The following is a 16,905-nucleotide window of genomic DNA, read 5'->3' as shown; positions in this document are numbered from 1 at the left end:
CCTCTTACTTTAAGCGCGTTATCTGCCTTTTGCTATGGAAGCGCTTGCTTCAAGGTTGATTGTACCTACAGAGGAGGTTATATAAATTTCAGCCTATGAACAGACTCCATCCCGCTCTTATATCGGAAGGAAGATGAATTTTTGATGAAAAAAAATGACAGCTATGGCCATTCGTATTCTTCTCGTCCCGGACAAAGTAATCCCCTTCTTCTCCACGCAGGAAAAGAGGGGGAATTTGTTACATGATCAATTGTGCCGCTTCACCTAATTATTTATCGATTAAGGTTTGGAGCGCAGCAGGCGAAGTCCGTTCAGGATGACCAGAATGGTGCTTCCCTCGTGACCGATAACCCCGAGCGGCAGCGCAACACCTTCGATGAAATTGGCTGTAATCAGCGTCAAGATGACGGTGATGGCAAATATCATATTCTGCTTCACGATGCGTTGTACCCGGCGTGCCACCTTAACTGTGCCGGCAATTTCATCGATATTGTCATTCATCAGCACCGCATCTGCTACCTCCAGCGCCGTGCCGCTACCCGAGACACCCATGCCGATCCCGACGGTTGCAGTAGCCAGTGCAGGTGCATCATTAACACCGTCTCCTACCATAACCACATGACCGTAACGGGCACGCAGTTCTTTAATGTGTGTAACTTTATCTTCAGGCAGCAGGTCGGAGAACACCATATCCACGCCGCTTTGCTTCGCAATCACTTGCGCCGTAGCCTTCCGGTCTCCTGTCAGCATCGCCACCTTGATGCCCAACTGCTGCAGCTGCTTAACCGCCATGGCCGCCTGTGGACGGACCGCATCCTGCAGAGCGATCATGCCCGCGATGCTGTCTCCCCTCAAGATAACGGATACCGTCTTGCCCTCGGATTCCAGGGTGCTGCGGATAGACAGCCAGTGCTGGCGATTCTCCTCGGATTCAGACAAGCTGTCCTGTTCGATTGAACCGGTAATTTCTTGTGCATTCCCAGCGACTTCATCCAAAATATCGCTTTTCCCTATTTTCCAAGTGACGCCATCAACATCGGCCTGCATGCCCCAGCCTGTTATAGACTGACCGTTCTCAACCTGCTGCAGCAAAGCGCCCTCCTTCTCGGCCGATTGGACAATCGCCAATGCCAGCGGATGCTTCGACATTCTTTCAATAGAGGCACTGATGCCAAGCAATTCCTGGCGATCCCATCCCTCTCCTGCTATAAAATCCGTAACCTCAGGTGTACCGAGCGTCAATGTACCAGTCTTATCAAAAGCTACAACCGCCGTGCGTGCCATATTCTCAATATGGGCGCCGCCTTTGAACAGTACGCCTTTTCTGGCTCGATTGGAAATCGCCGACAGCATCGCAGGCATAATCGAGGACACCAGCGCGCATGGGGAAGCCACAACAAGGAACACCATCGCTTTATAAAAAGTAGTATCCCAATCCCACCCAAGGACGGGAGTTGCCAGAACGATCAGCGCCACGGTTGCCATGACAACGATACGTGCGTATATCGATTCAAACCGCTTGATAAACCGTTGTGATTCCGGCACTTCGTTTTCCGCTTCTTCCACAAGCCGGATGATCTTGGCGAATAACGTGGATTCTGCCGATTGCGTCACCTCGATATACAGCACCCCTTCACCATTCAGCGTTCCGGTGAACACTTCATCGCCCACGACTTTATCAACGGGTACGGATTCACCGGTAATCGACGCCTGGTTAACAGAGGAGCTGCCACGATAAATCTTGCCGTCCGCCGGAATCAGCTCGCCCGGCTTCACCAGAATCATGTCCCCAATCTCCAGCTTGCCGATCGATACCGACACCATCTCTCCCTTCTCAATTCGAAGCGCCGTCTCCGGCTGCAGCTCCATCAAGGAAGAGATATCCTTACGGCTTCGTTCCATCGTATAACTCTCAAGCGCTCCGCTAAGTGCAAAGATAAAGATCAGCATCGCCCCTTCATTCCAGTATCCGATGGCCGCTGCCCCCATAGCGGCAGCAATCATCAGCAGGTTTACATCGAGATCGCGTTCCTTCAGAAGGGTCTCGACTCCCTCCTTCGCTTTCACCCATCCGCCTACGGCATAGGATATTACATATAACACAACCGAGAGCGGCTCTGACCATTGGCTCGTAAGCCAAGCCACCAGCATCAGCATACCGCTGCCCAGCGCAGCTACCACCTCCGAATTGCTCAGCAGGCTGCGTAAATCCCACTTGCCCGGCTGCCGCGGCTCACGCGGATCGGCCCCGTTTTCTATGGATGATATGCGTCCAGTCGACGTTTGATTTTGTATCCATTGCATTACAATCACCTTCCTAATTGAGAATGAGATCCATTATTACTACCCTTAAAATGACACATGCTGCCCCGGCTTCGCCGGAGCAGCATGCTAAATGAGAATGAGAATCATTTTTGAACTTATACAATTTATTTTCCCTAATACAACTTTATAAGTATCATACTCACATCCCCATCATTTGTAAACCCATTTTTTAACCATTTTCTAAAAATATAAAAAACACCGACACGGTGCTCCGTTTTTTGCCCCGATGAACTCTTATCTGCTAAACAAAAAGAGGCCCTGCGGTCTCGCCGCAGGGCCTCCTCTATGTGTAACTTCCATTTAAAGCGCTCTCATAATGATACAATTAATCCATGATGGGTGAACATCTGCGACGCATTTCCAATCTCGCGCCTGTTATTCGAATGGCTGCAAGCTCAGAAGGCTGACAGCATACCTCGTGTATGCCTTGCTGGTAAACCATCCGCAAATCCGTGGCTCCTACCCCATTGATCCGAAGCGTTAACTGCGGTTTCGTGCGTTTTATTCGATTGATCATATCCGAGAACACCGAGACCTTATCCCTCGACTCCACTGATGGCCCCGAATCCTCCAGCCTCTCCGAATCCAATACAATCACATCAGCCAAGCGGGCAATCTCAGCCGCTGCCGATGGGTTCATCCCTTCTCCAAGCAGTGCCCCATAGCGAATACGAACAAATCGCTTCTGGTCCATAAGGGTCTGCTCTGCCACCTCTTCCATAAAATTATGGATCGATATAAACTCATCCGCATGAGCTGGACGTACAGCCAGCAGCTCCAATTGACAGTCCACGCCTTCCTCACTGCACTGCTCCATGGATCGGAAGAGGGACTCCAGCTGTGCATCCTGCGCCTCGCGTAATTCCAGCATACTGGACAGCCTGGAGTCAAGAAGCAGGCTGACTGCACATCGGGCTCCATTCGCGGCTTGGAATATGGACACCCAATATGACGTCCATAACATAATCAGTCTCCGCCTTAACAGCGCGCTTTTCTCCGCACTGCGTGAATTCAACCAGACCGAGTATACCTCCTGCAGCAGACCTTGCTTCAGGGCATCTTCACCGCGTATTAATCCGATCCCCTGAGCCCCTTGCCTGAGATCACGCGTAATGGATTCAGGATCTGTGGATCGGCTCATGACTTTCAGTCTTCGGTTCCGGTCACTCCACCCCAGCAGACGGCTCAAGGAAGGTCTGTCCGTGCCGTTATGCCGAATACCCGAAACCCTGAGAGCTTCTTCAATATCGTCAGGCGATGCCAACAGCAGTAACACCTCCTCGTGAGTGACTCCTCCTGCCATTGCAAAATGCTTCAGCAGATCCGTCTCGGGAGAATTTTCACTTGCCGTGCTGTCCCCTGCTTCGATGAACGCTTCATCTTCCCATAGACGCTCTCCCAATTCACTGCCAGCTCCCCATTGCCTTTCCGTCATGGTTATCCTTCTACTCCCTTTCACGTTGAATTGGATAAACGCCTCCTTACAGACTATTATGAAACAATTGGAAATATACAGTGCACCGCATGAACGATGGATAAAAAATATCGAGATGAAGGGAAACGGTACCTCTGTTCCTTTTTCAGACTGTCAGGCCGATGGGATGGATAGGGGATACGTAACGCGAATTTATCTTCGGTTTACGGATACGATGAAATCATTATAATGGAGGAATGGATCGAAACCGGTATGATTACGTAAAGGAGAGATGAGATGCATATGAGAACCGACTATGATTATTGGGTGCCGATTAGCGTACCGGAAGCCGTAAAGATTTTTGCCGCCATTCCTGCTCGTTGGCACATCGCCGGCGGTTGGGCTTTAGATTTATATGTAGGAGAGCAGACCAGGGAGCACAGCGATATTGATATCTTCATCCTTCGTGAAGAGCAAACCGTTATTTACACCGAATTAACCCAAGAATGGACGCTATACAAAGCTGATCAAGGAACCTTATCTCTATGGGAGAAAGGCGAATATCTGCATGCCGTTGGGGATGTATGGGTAAGCAAGAATCATGAAGCCCCTTTTTCATTCCAGATGATGCTGGTTGAGGCCGAGCAGGACAACTGGATATATGGAAGAGAACCTTCGATCCGAAGACCGCTCCCGGACATATTCTTAAAGACGGACCACGGAATCCCTTACCTGAGGCCAGAGATACAGCTCCTATACAAAGGGGGAAGCAAGAAGATTCGTGAAAAAGATGAAAGGGATCTTATCAGGGTACTGCCCTTACTTGACCCACAGGCTAAAGAATGGCTTATCTATGCGCTCCGTACACAGTTTCCAGAGGGACATCCCTGGATCGATTACATTCAATCATCGTTCTAGCCGCCGCCAAGCATTCCCCCTGGTCTCATAAAAAAAGACTGCTCCGCGGTATCGTCGAAATCCCCGCAGAACAGCCATTATCATATAAATGCCTGATCAGGCTATCGGATTCATGTTCAGTCCCTTTCGCGTTCACGCTCATACACAAGATCCAAAAATCCGTCCTCATCCGGCTCCTCTTCCTCCTGCACATAACCCAGAGCTGAGAAACAAGCCAAACACGGCTTATTATCTTCCTCGATGCTGGCCACCCATTTTGCCACGGCTTGCAGTTCGGGGCGTTTCATTACTTCGCTGATCAATGCCTTGCCGTATCCTTGATAGCGGAGTGTTGGATTGGTAATGATCCCGATATAAGCGGATTCGTTGTCCCGTTCTATAATGACCGTTCCAATCGGTTGTTCGCCTATATAAGCCAGCCATGTAAAGTACATATCGTTTTGTGACGTATTCTCATACCACTCTCCCAGAGGGAGCATGCCGTCCATTCTCTTCAGCACTTCCGCATCCTCAAGCCATAGCTCCAAGAGCGGCAAATCATCCTTTTGCAGACGTTCCCAACGCTCGAATTCGATCAACATAACAACCTCATTTCATATGATGATAGATTCCATTATAATCCTTTTTGATCATGATAAGGGAATACAGGTCAATTAATTTTTTGTAGGAGACGGAGAAGTCATGATGCTGATAGATCATTGACTTTTCAATGAAACGTTCCTGATCCTGCTTGGGAAAATAGATGGAAATCCCTTTGGCCTTCGGATGCTCGGGTGTCTTCATATGATAGATAACGGCATCCTCTATCGCTTCCTGAATGGTATGGGTTTCTTGCATACAACCAAAGCTGCGGCCGAAATGACCGGATAAATCGACCAGATCCACCATATCTGTTTCCTCCGCATAATCTTCGCAACGGGTTCTGTCATGTCTCATGAGATCAAACGAATCCTCACTGGCAATACGCTCCAACAATACTTGGCTCCACGCCTCCAGGGCGTGAACAATCCGCTCTGCCTTATCCAACCGGATGACCCCTTGCTGCAAATCCTGCAGCTCGCCATGTTCCCTGGAATGGAGCCGATAGCTGTTCACGATAATCTCCCCCAGTTTGGGAGCGGTCAACGCAGGCATTTGGCGCAGCGATTCAATAATCGTCTTGTAATCCCAGCCGTTATGATTCGTATAATCAACGGAAGCCACCAAATACTCCGCATAATGCCTGAGCGCATATACAATTTCCAGCCCGGCCATATTGCAGGCATCAAAGCCTATGATTCGGAATGTCGTCTGCGTAACTTGATAGGCTCGCTGCAAAGCATTTTGCAGAGTGACAAGTTTCATTTTATGATTCCCGTGAAGCTCATCACCGCCAAATCCGTCAATGGGGCCAAGTCCGTGTCCCCATAAAATCAGAACATAGTTCTCTGCCGGATACTGCTGAATGCCCCAGGTTATAAAATCGCCGAGGGTTTCTGCCATATCCATGTTCGCATTCCCCGTTTCCTGCAGCAGCTGCAAATGACCGCATTGTACCAGCCAACGGCACTTGCGATCCGTGGGAATGAAATCCAGTCCCCATTTCTTGGCTCCTCCGGTTTCCAGCACGATATGTATACCCCAGGAAGAGCCAACCTCCATCATCTCCCTGATATCACCGCTTGCCATCTCATAGTTGGTTTCCAGATCGGAGCCCACCATATAGATCAGCACGGTGTAACGGGCCTTTAATTTGGGAAACAACCTTGTATGCATGGCAGAGAGCATAGCCGAAGGGTTACTGATTATGCCCCGCTTCTTGATACTTGGATGCTTGCATGTCGTATAACTCTGCATATACGCCTCCACGTTTCATCAGAGTAAGATGATCTCCGGTTTCCAGCACGTTTCCTTCTTGAAGAAGAATGATATGATCCGCTAATCTTGCCGTGCTCAAACGGTGCGAAATAATAACGACCGTCTTGTTCTGCCCTAATTGCTTCAGTCGTCTCATGACTTCGTGCTCCATATACGGGTCCAGAGCCGAGGTGGGCTCGTCAAATACTAAGACTTGCGCGGATTGATCTCTCATATAAGCGCGTGCCATCGCAACGCGCTGCCATTGGCCGCCGGACAGCGGAGTACCGCCAAAAAAGCGTCCGAGCTCCGTCTCGTAGCCTTGCGGCAGCTTGGCAGCAATTCCGTCAGCTCCCCCAAGCACGGCTGACCTCATCACAGCGTCCATATCCTTGTAATGCTCCATATCTCCTACTGCAATGTTGGTATTCATCGTTGCTTCGTAGCGGACAAAGTCTTGAAATACGGCTGTTGCGTTGGAACGGAATGCGTCCATATCATAAGCTTCCAGGGGCATGCCATTGTAATAGATCGAACCGCTGTCTGCGTGCAGCATCCGAAGCAGCAATTTAACCAGTGTGCTTTTCCCGGCCCCATTGTCGCCGACAAGCACAGTAACCTTGCCGTGGGGTAACGTTAAATGATCGATGTTTAGAATTTCCCGCTGACCTTTATACGAGAACTTTACCTGTTCCAGTACAAAGCCCTGATGAATGCGTGCCGGGACCGGCAAGCTCCCGGATGTTTTCGGACTCTGGAATGACAAGAACTCCGCCATATTGCGGAGATTGACCATCTCGCGCGCCCCGATAGCAAATACAGCGAATAACTCGTTAATCCCTTCCCTGAGCTGGTACAGTGCTCCGATGAATAATAACAGTGCTCCAACAGCAATTCTTCCGGATGATGCCTGGCTTACAATAAATAGAAGCACCATACCGCTGACGGCAGCTTCGGCGACTCCCCAGCCCATATTGTGGAGCGTCCATTTTCTTTGATCACCGGACAGCATCTTTATCAGTTCATGGGAAGCATCCTTGTATTTCTTCTTGAAGAATGAAGTGAGACCATACATTTTCACCTCGTTTGCCAATTCGTGACTGAGAGGAATGCTCATGTAATATTCGGATCGGCGCCTCAATTCCTGAACCTCGGCCCTGCCCTCAAACGTAACGTTGTTCAGCTTGGCCTCTGCAAAAACTCTGGGAAGTGCCATAATTACAAACAAGACAGGGGCTAATGGAAAGACCGTCCATATCAGGATGGTTCCACCAATGATTTGAACAAGACCGCCAAATGTATTGGAGGTCATATCCAGCCATAACTCCGTAACATAATCGTTGTGGCGTATCACTTTGATTTTGTTATAGAAGTTTTGATCATCAAACGGAGCGATATCCTCGAACTCATTTGCCTTTTCCATCAGGAGTTCATCGATGTGCTTCTGAATCTGAACGGTGAGTAATTTCTTGTTCATCTCCACGATCGGCTCCAGCACTTCAACCAGAATGGTAAGAATCACAAACAGCACGACCATCCAGAAGAACAGACCCCGTTCGGAAAAGGCGCTGTAATCCCGTATCAAACCATCGATGACCATGGCGCTTAACCACACAAGAAGCGGACCCAGCGTAGACTCCATTAATCTGACCGACAGCACAAAGATAGCCCGCCGCGGATTAGCGCGGTACATCAGCTTAATTCCCCACCAAGCGTAGCTAGCTGTCTTTTTCAGCTCCGGCATGTTCAAATGCTTCAGCCTGAATTTTGTACATTTTTGCATACTCGCCACCCAGTTCCATTAACTGATTATGAGTTCCTTCTTCTATGATTCTCCCATCCTGCAACACAAGAATTCGAGAAGCCATCCTCACCGTACTGAAGCGATGGGAGATGAGCAGCACGGATTTGCCCTCCGCCAGCTTGCGGAAGCTGTTAAATAGCTCGTATTCGGCCCTTACATCAAGGGAAGCTGTGGGTTCATCCAGGATGATGAAGTCCGCATCGCGATACATCGATCTGGCAATGGCAAGCCGCTGCCATTGACCGCCCGACAAATCCTCGCCTCCCCATTCAGGTCCTAATAACGTATCATAGGCATTCGGCAAATCCTGAATGAATGATTGGGCTTGTGCGAGTGTCACAGCTTCATCCATCTTCTTCAAGTCCTGCTGATCCACATTCGCAATCGTTACATTCTCTCTAACCGTCAACCCGTATTTGCCGTAATCCTGGAATACAACCGAAATGCGTTTGCGCAATTCCCCGATATCCAGCGTTCGGATATCACGCCCATTCATCCGGATAAAACCGCCCGTTAACTCATAGAATCTGCACAATAGCTTAACGATGGTTGTTTTCCCAGAGCCATTGGCCCCCACTAACGCCACGCATTCACCTGGAGCGATGGTGAAGCTGATTCCATTCAATATGTATTCCCTGTCCGGACGTTCCTGTTCAGTGTCTTCAGACTCTTCTCCGGCCCCATCCTCCATATAGACGTCATACGAGTTATCGTCCATGTCTTCATCGAAGTCAGGCTCATCTTCGTCCGTGTCATCTTCGTCCTCGTCTTCATTTGCTTCCGCATCCTGTTCATATTTAAAAACGACGTTGTTAAACTCAATGGTCATCGGACTACCATACACATCTTTCACCGGATTCGGATCTTGATGGATATCGGGTTCCGCCTCGATAAACAGACGGAAATCATGCCCCATACGCCAAAGCTCAAGCGCATTTACGCCATCGTTGCTGGTCTCCCGCAGTTCCTTCGATAGTTGGAAGATGGCTAGCAGGTAAAGCGCGATATCCCCCATCGAAACCGAGCCGCTGCTGATTTGATTCACGATCCAAAAATACCCGAGTCCGGCCACTCCCCCGGATAACAATCCTGTCAGGACCGAGCCGCGGACAAACCTTTTTTGCAGATGCTCAAAACGAAGGAACAATCGTTCAAACTTCTTACGATAAAGCTGCAAAAAAAACGGACCCAGCCCAAACAGCCGAATCTCCTTGGCGGCGCGGCGCCCGAGCAGCTGTTCGCGAGCGTAATTCATACGGCGGCGATCTTCAGTGGAAGATTTATCATATTCCCAATCCATCTCGGCATACCGATTCTGCTTGAGGGCGTGGGGAATTGTGCTGAGCACAAGCACGATCGCTAACATCAAGGACAAATTTCCAACCAGCACAACAATGCTGATAAGGGACACAAGACCCGTCATGAAGCTTGCGCTTAATGCAATGATCTGGGCAGGCAGCCAGTTGGCCGAATCCTGCAGCGCCTCCAGACGGTTGCGGTACTTCTTCTGATCGTACAGTTTCATACCCGGGACCTTCTCCCAAGCGTCCAGAAGAAGCAGATTGATGGCGAGCATGGAGCGTTCGGCCAGGATTTTGGATATCCATTTCTGCACAGACAACAATAACACCATGAATACCATGGAAATGGCATACGCCCATGCCCAGATCATGCTGATTCGCCCGTTTCCAACCGTAACATGATCAATGATTTGCTTGGAAGCAAGCAGTTGAAGTGCAGGGATTAGTCCTTGCACAAACATGGCTGCAAAAAGAAGCACGACCAATAACGGTCCTGATCTCCATATCATGCTCCCTATCAGTCGAATCGTCCTCATCTGGGAGATGGCCTCTTGCCACCTGCTCTGCCACCCATGTTGCCCCTTGGCTTGCTCTTGCCACATTTTCATATCAGACACCTGTCATGAAGCTATGATTCTTAATTTCTTTAAACTGTTGAAGCTCGCCAACGATTTCAATATCGGCCAGCCATCTTGGACTGCGCGGCTTTGCCCTTTCCAGGACGGCTGCCTTGCCCTTGCTCATTTCCCTGAGCCAAATTTCCATGGAGATGACCATACGTAAATATTGATAGGACATTCCCAGATCATTATTCGTGTCCGACACCCGAATCAATGTTCCAAGCAGGTGCTCCCAAAATTTATGCTTGTTAATCACCTCAAGCTGATGAAGCAGGACCTCCTCCGAGCGGTCAAATAGCTGCAGCAGATTACTGCGTTCATTGAGCAAGCTCTTTCTTGCCATATGCGCATAGGACGTTTTGGTGACCCGATTATGCAAATAGGTCGGCAAAATATCTGTAAATGCCTTTCTTATCAGCATTTTGGTTCCATAATAATTATCCACTTCGCCTCTAAGCACATCATAATGCTGCTCTGTCGGCACCGAGAAGGAGAGTTCCATCATTCTGCGATCAAAAAAAGGATGCATGCTCTGCATGGATACCCCAACCGCGTCCAAATAACTGGCCCTGGGCCAGGTGTAGTCATAGTGGTACCTTTTCCCCCAATATTTGAAGGGCTTACTCTGTTTATATCGCATATAATCATCGCGTTGAGCGCTGCGTTCCCTGGCCATATGGGCTTGCGTAAAATACTCCGGCATTTCATATTCGGAGTCTGACCAAGCCAATTTGTAATACATCCTGTCGTTAACAACCGGAATAAACGGGGCTAATCCGTAAGCGGCCCCCAGTTGAATTGCCTTTCCCAGCTTATGATCAGACCAGGCCCACAGCGTATGGAGCATCTCCTTCCATTTCCGCTGCCTGATCAACGAATCGAGCACATACTCTTCGCCGGTAAATAAAAAATCCCCGCCTTCACCCGTCAACCCGGCGTCCGTTCCGAATTCGTTGGCAATGGCGGTGTACATTTCATTAATTAACACGTTAGCCCGCGGATCAGGCCCGTCCAGAAACCACAGAGGATCCCGTCCTAGTTCGGCATTCGGCATCTTCAACGTGTTATCTCCAAGAATGATGATGGAGGGCATCTGTAAATCCTGAAACAATCTCCGCACAAGATCCATGTCATTGCTCTGTACCATATCCTCACCGGAAAAGGAAATATTCACGCCTAAAACCCGCTCCTTATGCCCACCCGCAATGGCTGCGGCAAGCACAGCTGCAGAGTCCAATCCACCGCTAACCTCCACAATCGATGTTGAATGATGCAAACGATCGCCCACAGCCTCTATCATGGCATTCCGGAACATGGGAGCTGCGTCCTGTTGAATATTTTCCAAGTTGAGCAGGTTGTGCATTCCCCAATATGTATTCAAAGTCCATCTTCCGTTGTTCCATCTTGCAATCGTTGCCGCGGGTATCTTGCAGATTCCCTTAAAGAACGTATTCGCTTCGAAATTATTCTCGCCGACAGCATATTGGGAGCTTAAGTACAGCAAGCAACGTTCGTAGTCTATATCAAACGGGATATGGTGAACATGGAGCAGTGCTCTGAGGTCGCTTGAGACAAACAATTCCTGCTCAGGACTAATCCAGTAATAGATAGGCCTTGATCCATAAACATCACTGCCGATGCATAACGTCTCTCGTTCCCGGTCCCATACGGATAATGTAAAATCCCCCGAGCTGGATTGCATCATTCCTTCCGGATGCTGGTTAAAGGTCTGCAGCAGCTGATGTCTTGTGCCCATAGGCATATGGTCTCCCCATATCTGACCGCACTGTGCATGCTTCAGCCATCCATCGAGCACACAGGCAGCCCCCAAACCCTCTTCATGAGTCTTTCTTCCATGCCTCTCATACCGATACTGAAACTCCGCCATCCTCACCGGTCCGTCACAGCCTGATGCATAGGTGGTCATCGTGTCTTTGAGCCATTCGGCTAAATTGCTCGTCCACTGACTCCATGCCGCATCGTTTCCAGAACACATCGCTATCCATATTTTCATATAACGGAAGCGGCCCACCTTTCTGCTTCATCTTTCAATTTCAGCACTCGAATGATTTGCAGATCCCCATATTTGTTTTGCGGGTCTATCATGCTGCCGTCAGGCAGCTTCACCCAGGCATGGGCAAACAATTTCTCATCTATTTTCTTCACCCCGATGTGCAGCTCAGCCTGAATACCCGAACAGAACAATATCGCTTGCGCCGTGGCAGCCACGGACACGCAAGTCGCTACGACTTGGTCCTCTTCATCCAGGGTAATCAAATACCGCCCCAGCTCATCAAGCCTCTTCGAGGAGACGGACACTTCCTTGCGGCGAATGGCATTCTCAAAAAAAGGAAACAACTGCACAGCAAGCTGTCGATAGGATTGCAAGAAATCGCCGTCTTTGAGAGCACTGCGGATCAGGGAGTGAATGACCAAGGCGTATAATTTATCGTCTGATTTTCTTCGGAAGTTCATCATGTGTCTACCACAACCAAACGTTTTGCCGTCAGCTCCTCCAAGGATTGGGTTAATAGAGAATTCAGCTCGTCTTCCGCTTGATCATAAATCGTCTTCCATTTTTCCAGAATGGCGGAAGTCGTGACCGGACCTTGCGACAGCTCATTCCATAGCGCCATTGCCGCTCCCTCCAATCCGAAGTATTTCCCTTGATTCATATCCAAAAGAACAACCTCTTGGTCATGTACCGTCGTATAAACCTCTTCTTTTTGACTTATCATCATAAGGAACTCACCTCAACAAGCTTTAAATTAGACAATGAGAGAGTGAACTCACTCTCTCATTGTTTTCAAACCTTATCCTTTTTTCACGCCAAGGCCGTTCTTTCCATCACCTGGCTTGTTCTTCTTGGCAAGCGTCAGATTCATAAAAGTGCCGTATTCTTTGATTTGACCAGCTTGAAGTTTCATGAGTCTTTCCTCCTTTCCTAATCTATTCATAAAGTGAAGTTTACAATTATTAGAATAACAAACCATTCTATTATTTCTAATCCGTGAGTTTTAATCGTGGAATCCAACCGGATTGACCAGGTCGAGCATGGACATTATGCTAAAAACCCCCTAAATAAAATTCAGGGGGATAAGACCTAATATATTGAAAGCGGAATAGAATTGGGATCGGATTTCGTCAAACAACAGCAGTCCTTTTTTGTTGGCAACTTGCGCAGCTTCCCTGCGATTTTTGACCTGAAGCTTGCGGTTGATGCTTGTCACATGGTTATCAATCGTTTTTTCTTCAATATTCAGAATACGATGAATTTCAGACGTTGTCTTTCCTTGATAGACGTAACACAGAATTTTTCTTTCTTGCGGGGTAAGAAGTTTGCTCCATAGTTCTTTTCTCTGTCGTTGGAATTCCCTTCGGATCGCTTGTGCCGATGTATGGTGAATGCCCAATGTATTCGCATGCGCTTCTCTGATGAGTTTCGTTATTGCACGACTGCAAACAGCCGATTTGACAACATAATTCACAGCTCCGTGCAGATAGGCATCCCAGATAACGCGATCTTCCTCCACCGAGGACAGCACAATTATTTTAATGTTATCATTAATATCGATAATGCTATCGATTGCTTTGAGCACTTCCATATCATTATCAGCATTCATGTTTATAACAATGACTTCCACTTCCAAGCACTTGATCATCTGCAGTTCGATCTCATTCCCGGAAAGAACGCCGATCAGTACAATATCCCTCGATTGTTCAATTGTAAGTTTTATGCCATCGATCCACTCGGGATCATCTTCGATAAGCAGGGTTCGTATCTTCATGATGGTTCACCTCTTCTAATTTATATGGTTTTGAAATTCGATAGAGCCACTCTCAATATATAAAATAATTTCCATGTAAGTATATATTTGTAATTTCTAATTTCATCATAACATCAATATGACATGTCATCAATCCATTCCGGACAATCGGCGCTCTGACCGTCTCCCCCAGCGGCATTGACTCTCCTGACTTTTCTCCCTATCCGGCAGGTCATTCTAGAGATAAAAACAACAAAAAGGCACCTTCCTTCAAAAAGGAAAGTGCCTTTGATTCTATTATAAGGTGGTATTAACAACCTCTACTTCTGGCTTGCCGCAATGGCTTGCTCCAGATCATAAAGAATATCGTCAATGGATTCGGTTCCGATGGACAGACGCAGCAGTTCCGGATTCACGCCCGCTGTCAGCTGCTCGTCTTCGGTCAGCTGTTGGTGCGTGGTGCTAGCCGGATGAATAATAAGAGACTTGGAGTCGCCAACGTTGGCAAGGTGGGAGAACAGCTTCACATTCTCGATCACCTTCTGCCCTGCTTCAGCTCCACCCTTGATACCGAAGGTCAGAATGGCGCCTTGGCCCTTTGGCAGGTACTTCTGTGCCAGCTCGTATGACGGATGACTCGGCAGCCCTGCATAGCTCACCCATTCCACCGCCTCGTGACTCTCCAAATACTTGGCAACCTTCAGCGCATTCTCGCTATGCCGCTCAACGCGAAGATGCAGTGTTTCCAAACCTTGCAGCAGCAGCCAGGAATTAAATGGGGAGAGGGATGCGCCGATATCCCGCAGCAGCTGGACACGCGCTTTAATAATATAAGCGATCGGGCCTACGGCCTCCGTATACACAACGCCATGATAGCTTGGGTCCGGCTCCGTAAGCCCAGGGAACTTGTCGTTTGCCGTCCAATCGAATTTACCGCTATCAACAATAACCCCGCCGATGGAAGTACCGTGACCGCCAATAAATTTGGTGGCCGAATGAACAACGATATCCGCTCCAAATTCAATCGGACGCAGCAAGTACGGGCTTGGGAAGGTATTATCCACAATCAGCGGAATACCGTTCTCATGCGCAATGGCAGCCACGGCTTCCACGTCCAGCACGTTTCCTTGCGGATTGCCAATCGTTTCTGCAAACAATGCCTTGGTCTTGCCATTGATGGCCTTACGGAAATTCTCCGGATCCGTGGAATCCACAAAGTGCACCTTGATGCCCAGCTTCGCCAGCGTATTGGAAAATAAATTATATGTGCCGCCATACAAACTGGAGGAGGAAACAATTTCATCACCGGCACCCGCTATGTTCAGAACAGAGAACGTAATCGCTGCCTGCCCGGAAGATGTCGCCAGTGCACCGGCACCGCCTTCAAGCGCCGCAATCCGCTTCTCAAACACGTCCGTGGTCGGGTTCATAATACGTGTGTAAATATTGCCGAATTCTTTAAGTGCGAACAGATTCGCCGCATGCTCACTGTCTTTAAACCCGTAGGAAGTCGTCTGATACAGAGGCACAGCACGTGATAAGGTGGTCGGATCAAGCTCCTGACCGGCATGAACCGCTAAGGTTTCAATGGAAAATTGGCGTTCTTCTGACATAGGTGTTTCCTCCCTTTTCTTCATATGGAAAGTATTATGAATTCATAATTGCTCCCATTCTCTCATACTTTCCATCGTTTGAAAAGAGTGATAACCAACTAATTTCATCGGAATATAATAAATTCACCTATGTGGGCTTCCATCATTCCTTCTCTTTCTTATAGACCTTGCCCCATCCGTATCCTGCCTCGGGAGACGTATCTTCCGGCATGCCGGGCAGAATCAGACCGCCGTCGATACGGAGATTAATCCCGGTAATATAGGATGCCGCATCCGAACACAGCCAAGCGATTGCTTCACCGATATCCGATGGCGTACCTAACCGTCCCAGAGGGATTTTGTTACCCAGCGGCTCATCCTCTGCCGACTGTCCCGGCTTATGGACAGTCGCGCCCGGAGCGACGCAGTTGACGCGGATGCCGTGCGGCGCCCACTCCAGCGCCAGCGATTGCGCCGCACGTATGAGCGCTGCCTTCATGCCGCCGTAGATGCTGTCCTTGGGGTAGGCCCTCTCCCCGCGGGAAGAGGTAATGAAAATAACATTCCCCGGGATCTCCTGTGCCATCATTTCCCTGACAGCATATTTGCTGAGCAGCATCGGCGCTCTGAAATCAAGATGAACGGTCATGTCCAGCGCATCCTCCTCAAGCTCCGTCAGCTCGTCATAAATGCCGATCCCCGCATTGTTCACCAGCAGATCAATCCGGCCAAACTCTTCAACCGTCTTGCGGATCGTGTTCTCCGCTTCACTGCGGACGGTGAGGTCGCTTTGAATAATGAGCGGCTCCTTGCCATAGATGTGGCCGATATCCTCTGCTACGTCCAAGATGCCGTCTTTGCTTGAATTGTATGTCATCGCCAGCCGGTAACCTTTCTCAGCCAGTACCTTGGCAATCCCTCTTCCGATTCCTGCACCTGCTCCTGTAACTAACGCCACCTTCTCCAAGCCTTGATTACCTACGGTTCCCATCACGTTTTCTCCCTTCAGATTTCATCCTCTCATGCCACGGTGGCTTGCCGTGGATTAAACAATGATGCTCATCCTGCCTAACCTTCCTTACCCTGTTCTGTGAGGGATGATTGCTTTTCCGAGATAAAATCCGAATGAAGAGCCATTCGATTCCCTGAATAGTTGATCATGATTCCCGTACAGTAGTGCTATTTGCACGCATTGAAGAGTTGCCCCCCGAAGTCAAGGGGTCGATCAAGAAGCGTATAACACCAACATGTCCTTTCAGGAAGAACAGCTGCATTACAGTACGCAAGGATGGCTTTGGCCTTCCTGCATGGTTGCCTCATGACACTAT

14 protein-coding genes are annotated in these 16,905 nt (G+C 48.9%); 2 read left to right on the top strand and 12 right to left on the bottom strand.

Translation table 11 applies throughout. From position 1 onward, the window contains the following. Nucleotides 1-279 precede the first annotated feature (279 nt). Both B9D94_RS03310 and B9D94_RS03305 read right to left on the bottom strand, forming a co-directional pair. Nucleotides 280-2,304 carry a heavy metal translocating P-type ATPase gene (locus tag B9D94_RS03310; protein WP_148246457.1) on the bottom strand — a complete coding sequence of 675 codons (2,025 nt, stop codon included), beginning with the start codon at nucleotides 2,302-2,304 and terminating at the stop codon, nucleotides 280-282. Between the two features lie 346 nt (nucleotides 2,305-2,650). Next, on the bottom strand, nucleotides 2,651-3,760 hold the full coding sequence (locus B9D94_RS03305) for a PEP-utilizing enzyme, TIM barrel domain protein (RefSeq protein WP_148246456.1): 1,110 nt from the start codon (nucleotides 3,758-3,760) through the stop codon (nucleotides 2,651-2,653). 276 nt (nucleotides 3,761-4,036) lie between these two features. Here B9D94_RS03305 and B9D94_RS03300 point away from each other — a divergent pair, with 276 nt between their 5' ends. Then, nucleotides 4,037-4,657: a nucleotidyltransferase domain-containing protein gene (locus tag B9D94_RS03300; protein WP_327196597.1), complete on the top strand. Its 621-nt coding sequence runs from the start codon at nucleotides 4,037-4,039 to the stop codon at nucleotides 4,655-4,657. 116 nt (nucleotides 4,658-4,773) lie between these two features. Here B9D94_RS03300 and B9D94_RS03295 read toward each other — a convergent pair whose 3' ends face one another. The 10 genes from B9D94_RS03295 to B9D94_RS03250 form a co-directional block, all read right to left on the bottom strand. After that, nucleotides 4,774-5,238, bottom strand: a complete 465-nt coding sequence (locus tag B9D94_RS03295; RefSeq protein ID WP_006212735.1) for a GNAT family N-acetyltransferase — start codon at nucleotides 5,236-5,238, stop codon at nucleotides 4,774-4,776. A gap of 7 nt (nucleotides 5,239-5,245) precedes the next feature. After that, on the bottom strand, nucleotides 5,246-6,493 hold the full coding sequence (locus tag B9D94_RS03290; RefSeq protein WP_148246455.1) for a clostripain-related cysteine peptidase: 1,248 nt from the start codon (nucleotides 6,491-6,493) through the stop codon (nucleotides 5,246-5,248). Beyond that, entirely contained in the window at nucleotides 6,435-8,276 is a 1,842-nt protein-coding gene (locus B9D94_RS03285) for an ABC transporter ATP-binding protein (protein WP_253806102.1), read from the bottom strand. Before B9D94_RS03285 ends, B9D94_RS03290 begins: the two co-directional genes overlap by 59 nt. Continuing rightward, nucleotides 8,212-10,206, bottom strand: a complete 1,995-nt coding sequence (locus B9D94_RS03280) for an ABC transporter ATP-binding protein (protein ID WP_148246453.1) — start codon at nucleotides 10,204-10,206, stop codon at nucleotides 8,212-8,214. The genes B9D94_RS03285 and B9D94_RS03280 overlap by 65 nt, the downstream gene beginning before the upstream one ends. 1 nt (nucleotide 10,207) lies before the next feature. After that, the gene (locus B9D94_RS03275) at nucleotides 10,208-12,232 is read right to left on the bottom strand and encodes an asparagine synthase-related protein (RefSeq protein ID WP_063477789.1); all 2,025 of its coding nucleotides are present in this window, start codon (nucleotides 12,230-12,232) and stop codon (nucleotides 10,208-10,210) included. Next, nucleotides 12,229-12,696 carry a lasso peptide biosynthesis B2 protein gene (locus tag B9D94_RS03270; RefSeq protein ID WP_006212739.1) on the bottom strand — a complete coding sequence of 156 codons (468 nt, stop codon included), beginning with the start codon at nucleotides 12,694-12,696 and terminating at the stop codon, nucleotides 12,229-12,231. Before B9D94_RS03270 ends, B9D94_RS03275 begins: the two co-directional genes overlap by 4 nt. Continuing rightward, a complete protein-coding gene (locus tag B9D94_RS03265) occupies nucleotides 12,693-12,959 on the bottom strand; it encodes a PqqD family protein (RefSeq protein ID WP_006212740.1) in 267 nt (88 codons plus the stop codon). Before B9D94_RS03265 ends, B9D94_RS03270 begins: the two co-directional genes overlap by 4 nt. A 336-nt stretch (nucleotides 12,960-13,295) precedes the next feature. Beyond that, nucleotides 13,296-14,006, bottom strand: a complete 711-nt coding sequence (locus B9D94_RS03260) for a response regulator transcription factor (RefSeq protein ID WP_006212742.1) — start codon at nucleotides 14,004-14,006, stop codon at nucleotides 13,296-13,298. A gap of 299 nt (nucleotides 14,007-14,305) precedes the next feature. Beyond that, nucleotides 14,306-15,598: a homocysteine synthase gene (locus B9D94_RS03255; RefSeq protein WP_063477790.1), complete on the bottom strand. Its 1,293-nt coding sequence runs from the start codon at nucleotides 15,596-15,598 to the stop codon at nucleotides 14,306-14,308. Nucleotides 15,599-15,740: 142 nt separating this feature from the next. Continuing rightward, a complete protein-coding gene (locus B9D94_RS03250) occupies nucleotides 15,741-16,568 on the bottom strand; it encodes an SDR family NAD(P)-dependent oxidoreductase (RefSeq protein ID WP_063477791.1) in 828 nt (275 codons plus the stop codon). Between the two features lie 256 nt (nucleotides 16,569-16,824). Here B9D94_RS03250 and B9D94_RS31370 point away from each other — a divergent pair, with 256 nt between their 5' ends. Further along, nucleotides 16,825-16,899: a DUF3949 domain-containing protein gene (locus B9D94_RS31370; RefSeq protein ID WP_253806174.1), complete on the top strand. Its 75-nt coding sequence runs from the start codon at nucleotides 16,825-16,827 to the stop codon at nucleotides 16,897-16,899. Nucleotides 16,900-16,905 lie beyond the last annotated feature (6 nt).

The organism is Paenibacillus sp. Cedars, assembly GCF_003184205.1.
Classification (GTDB): domain Bacteria; phylum Bacillota; class Bacilli; order Paenibacillales; family Paenibacillaceae; genus Paenibacillus_AQ; species Paenibacillus_AQ glucanolyticus.
The sequence above is the reverse complement of the archived record's forward strand: the minus strand, read 5'-3'. Positions and strand labels throughout refer to the sequence as shown.

Bases quoted from the DNA above. Each gene is read 5' to 3' on its own strand.
- B9D94_RS03310 (WP_148246457.1), bottom strand. From the start codon at position 2,304: ATGCAATGGATACAAAATCAAACGTCGACTGGACGCATATCATCCATA.
- B9D94_RS03305 (WP_148246456.1), bottom strand. From the start codon at position 3,760: ATGACGGAAAGGCAATGGGGAGCTGGCAGTGAATTGGGAGAGCGTCTA.
- B9D94_RS03300 (WP_327196597.1), top strand. From the start codon at position 4,037: ATGCATATGAGAACCGACTATGATTATTGGGTGCCGATTAGCGTACCG.
- B9D94_RS03295 (WP_006212735.1), bottom strand. From the start codon at position 5,238: ATGTTGATCGAATTCGAGCGTTGGGAACGTCTGCAAAAGGATGATTTG.
- B9D94_RS03290 (WP_148246455.1), bottom strand. From the start codon at position 6,493: ATGCAGAGTTATACGACATGCAAGCATCCAAGTATCAAGAAGCGGGGC.
- B9D94_RS03285 (WP_253806102.1), bottom strand. From the start codon at position 8,276: ATGCAAAAATGTACAAAATTCAGGCTGAAGCATTTGAACATGCCGGAG.
- B9D94_RS03280 (WP_148246453.1), bottom strand. From the start codon at position 10,206: ATGAAAATGTGGCAAGAGCAAGCCAAGGGGCAACATGGGTGGCAGAGC.
- B9D94_RS03275 (WP_063477789.1), bottom strand. From the start codon at position 12,232: ATGAAAATATGGATAGCGATGTGTTCTGGAAACGATGCGGCATGGAGT.
- B9D94_RS03270 (WP_006212739.1), bottom strand. From the start codon at position 12,696: ATGATGAACTTCCGAAGAAAATCAGACGATAAATTATACGCCTTGGTC.
- B9D94_RS03265 (WP_006212740.1), bottom strand. From the start codon at position 12,959: ATGATGATAAGTCAAAAAGAAGAGGTTTATACGACGGTACATGACCAA.
- B9D94_RS03260 (WP_006212742.1), bottom strand. From the start codon at position 14,006: ATGAAGATACGAACCCTGCTTATCGAAGATGATCCCGAGTGGATCGAT.
- B9D94_RS03255 (WP_063477790.1), bottom strand. From the start codon at position 15,598: ATGTCAGAAGAACGCCAATTTTCCATTGAAACCTTAGCGGTTCATGCC.
- B9D94_RS03250 (WP_063477791.1), bottom strand. From the start codon at position 16,568: ATGGGAACCGTAGGTAATCAAGGCTTGGAGAAGGTGGCGTTAGTTACA.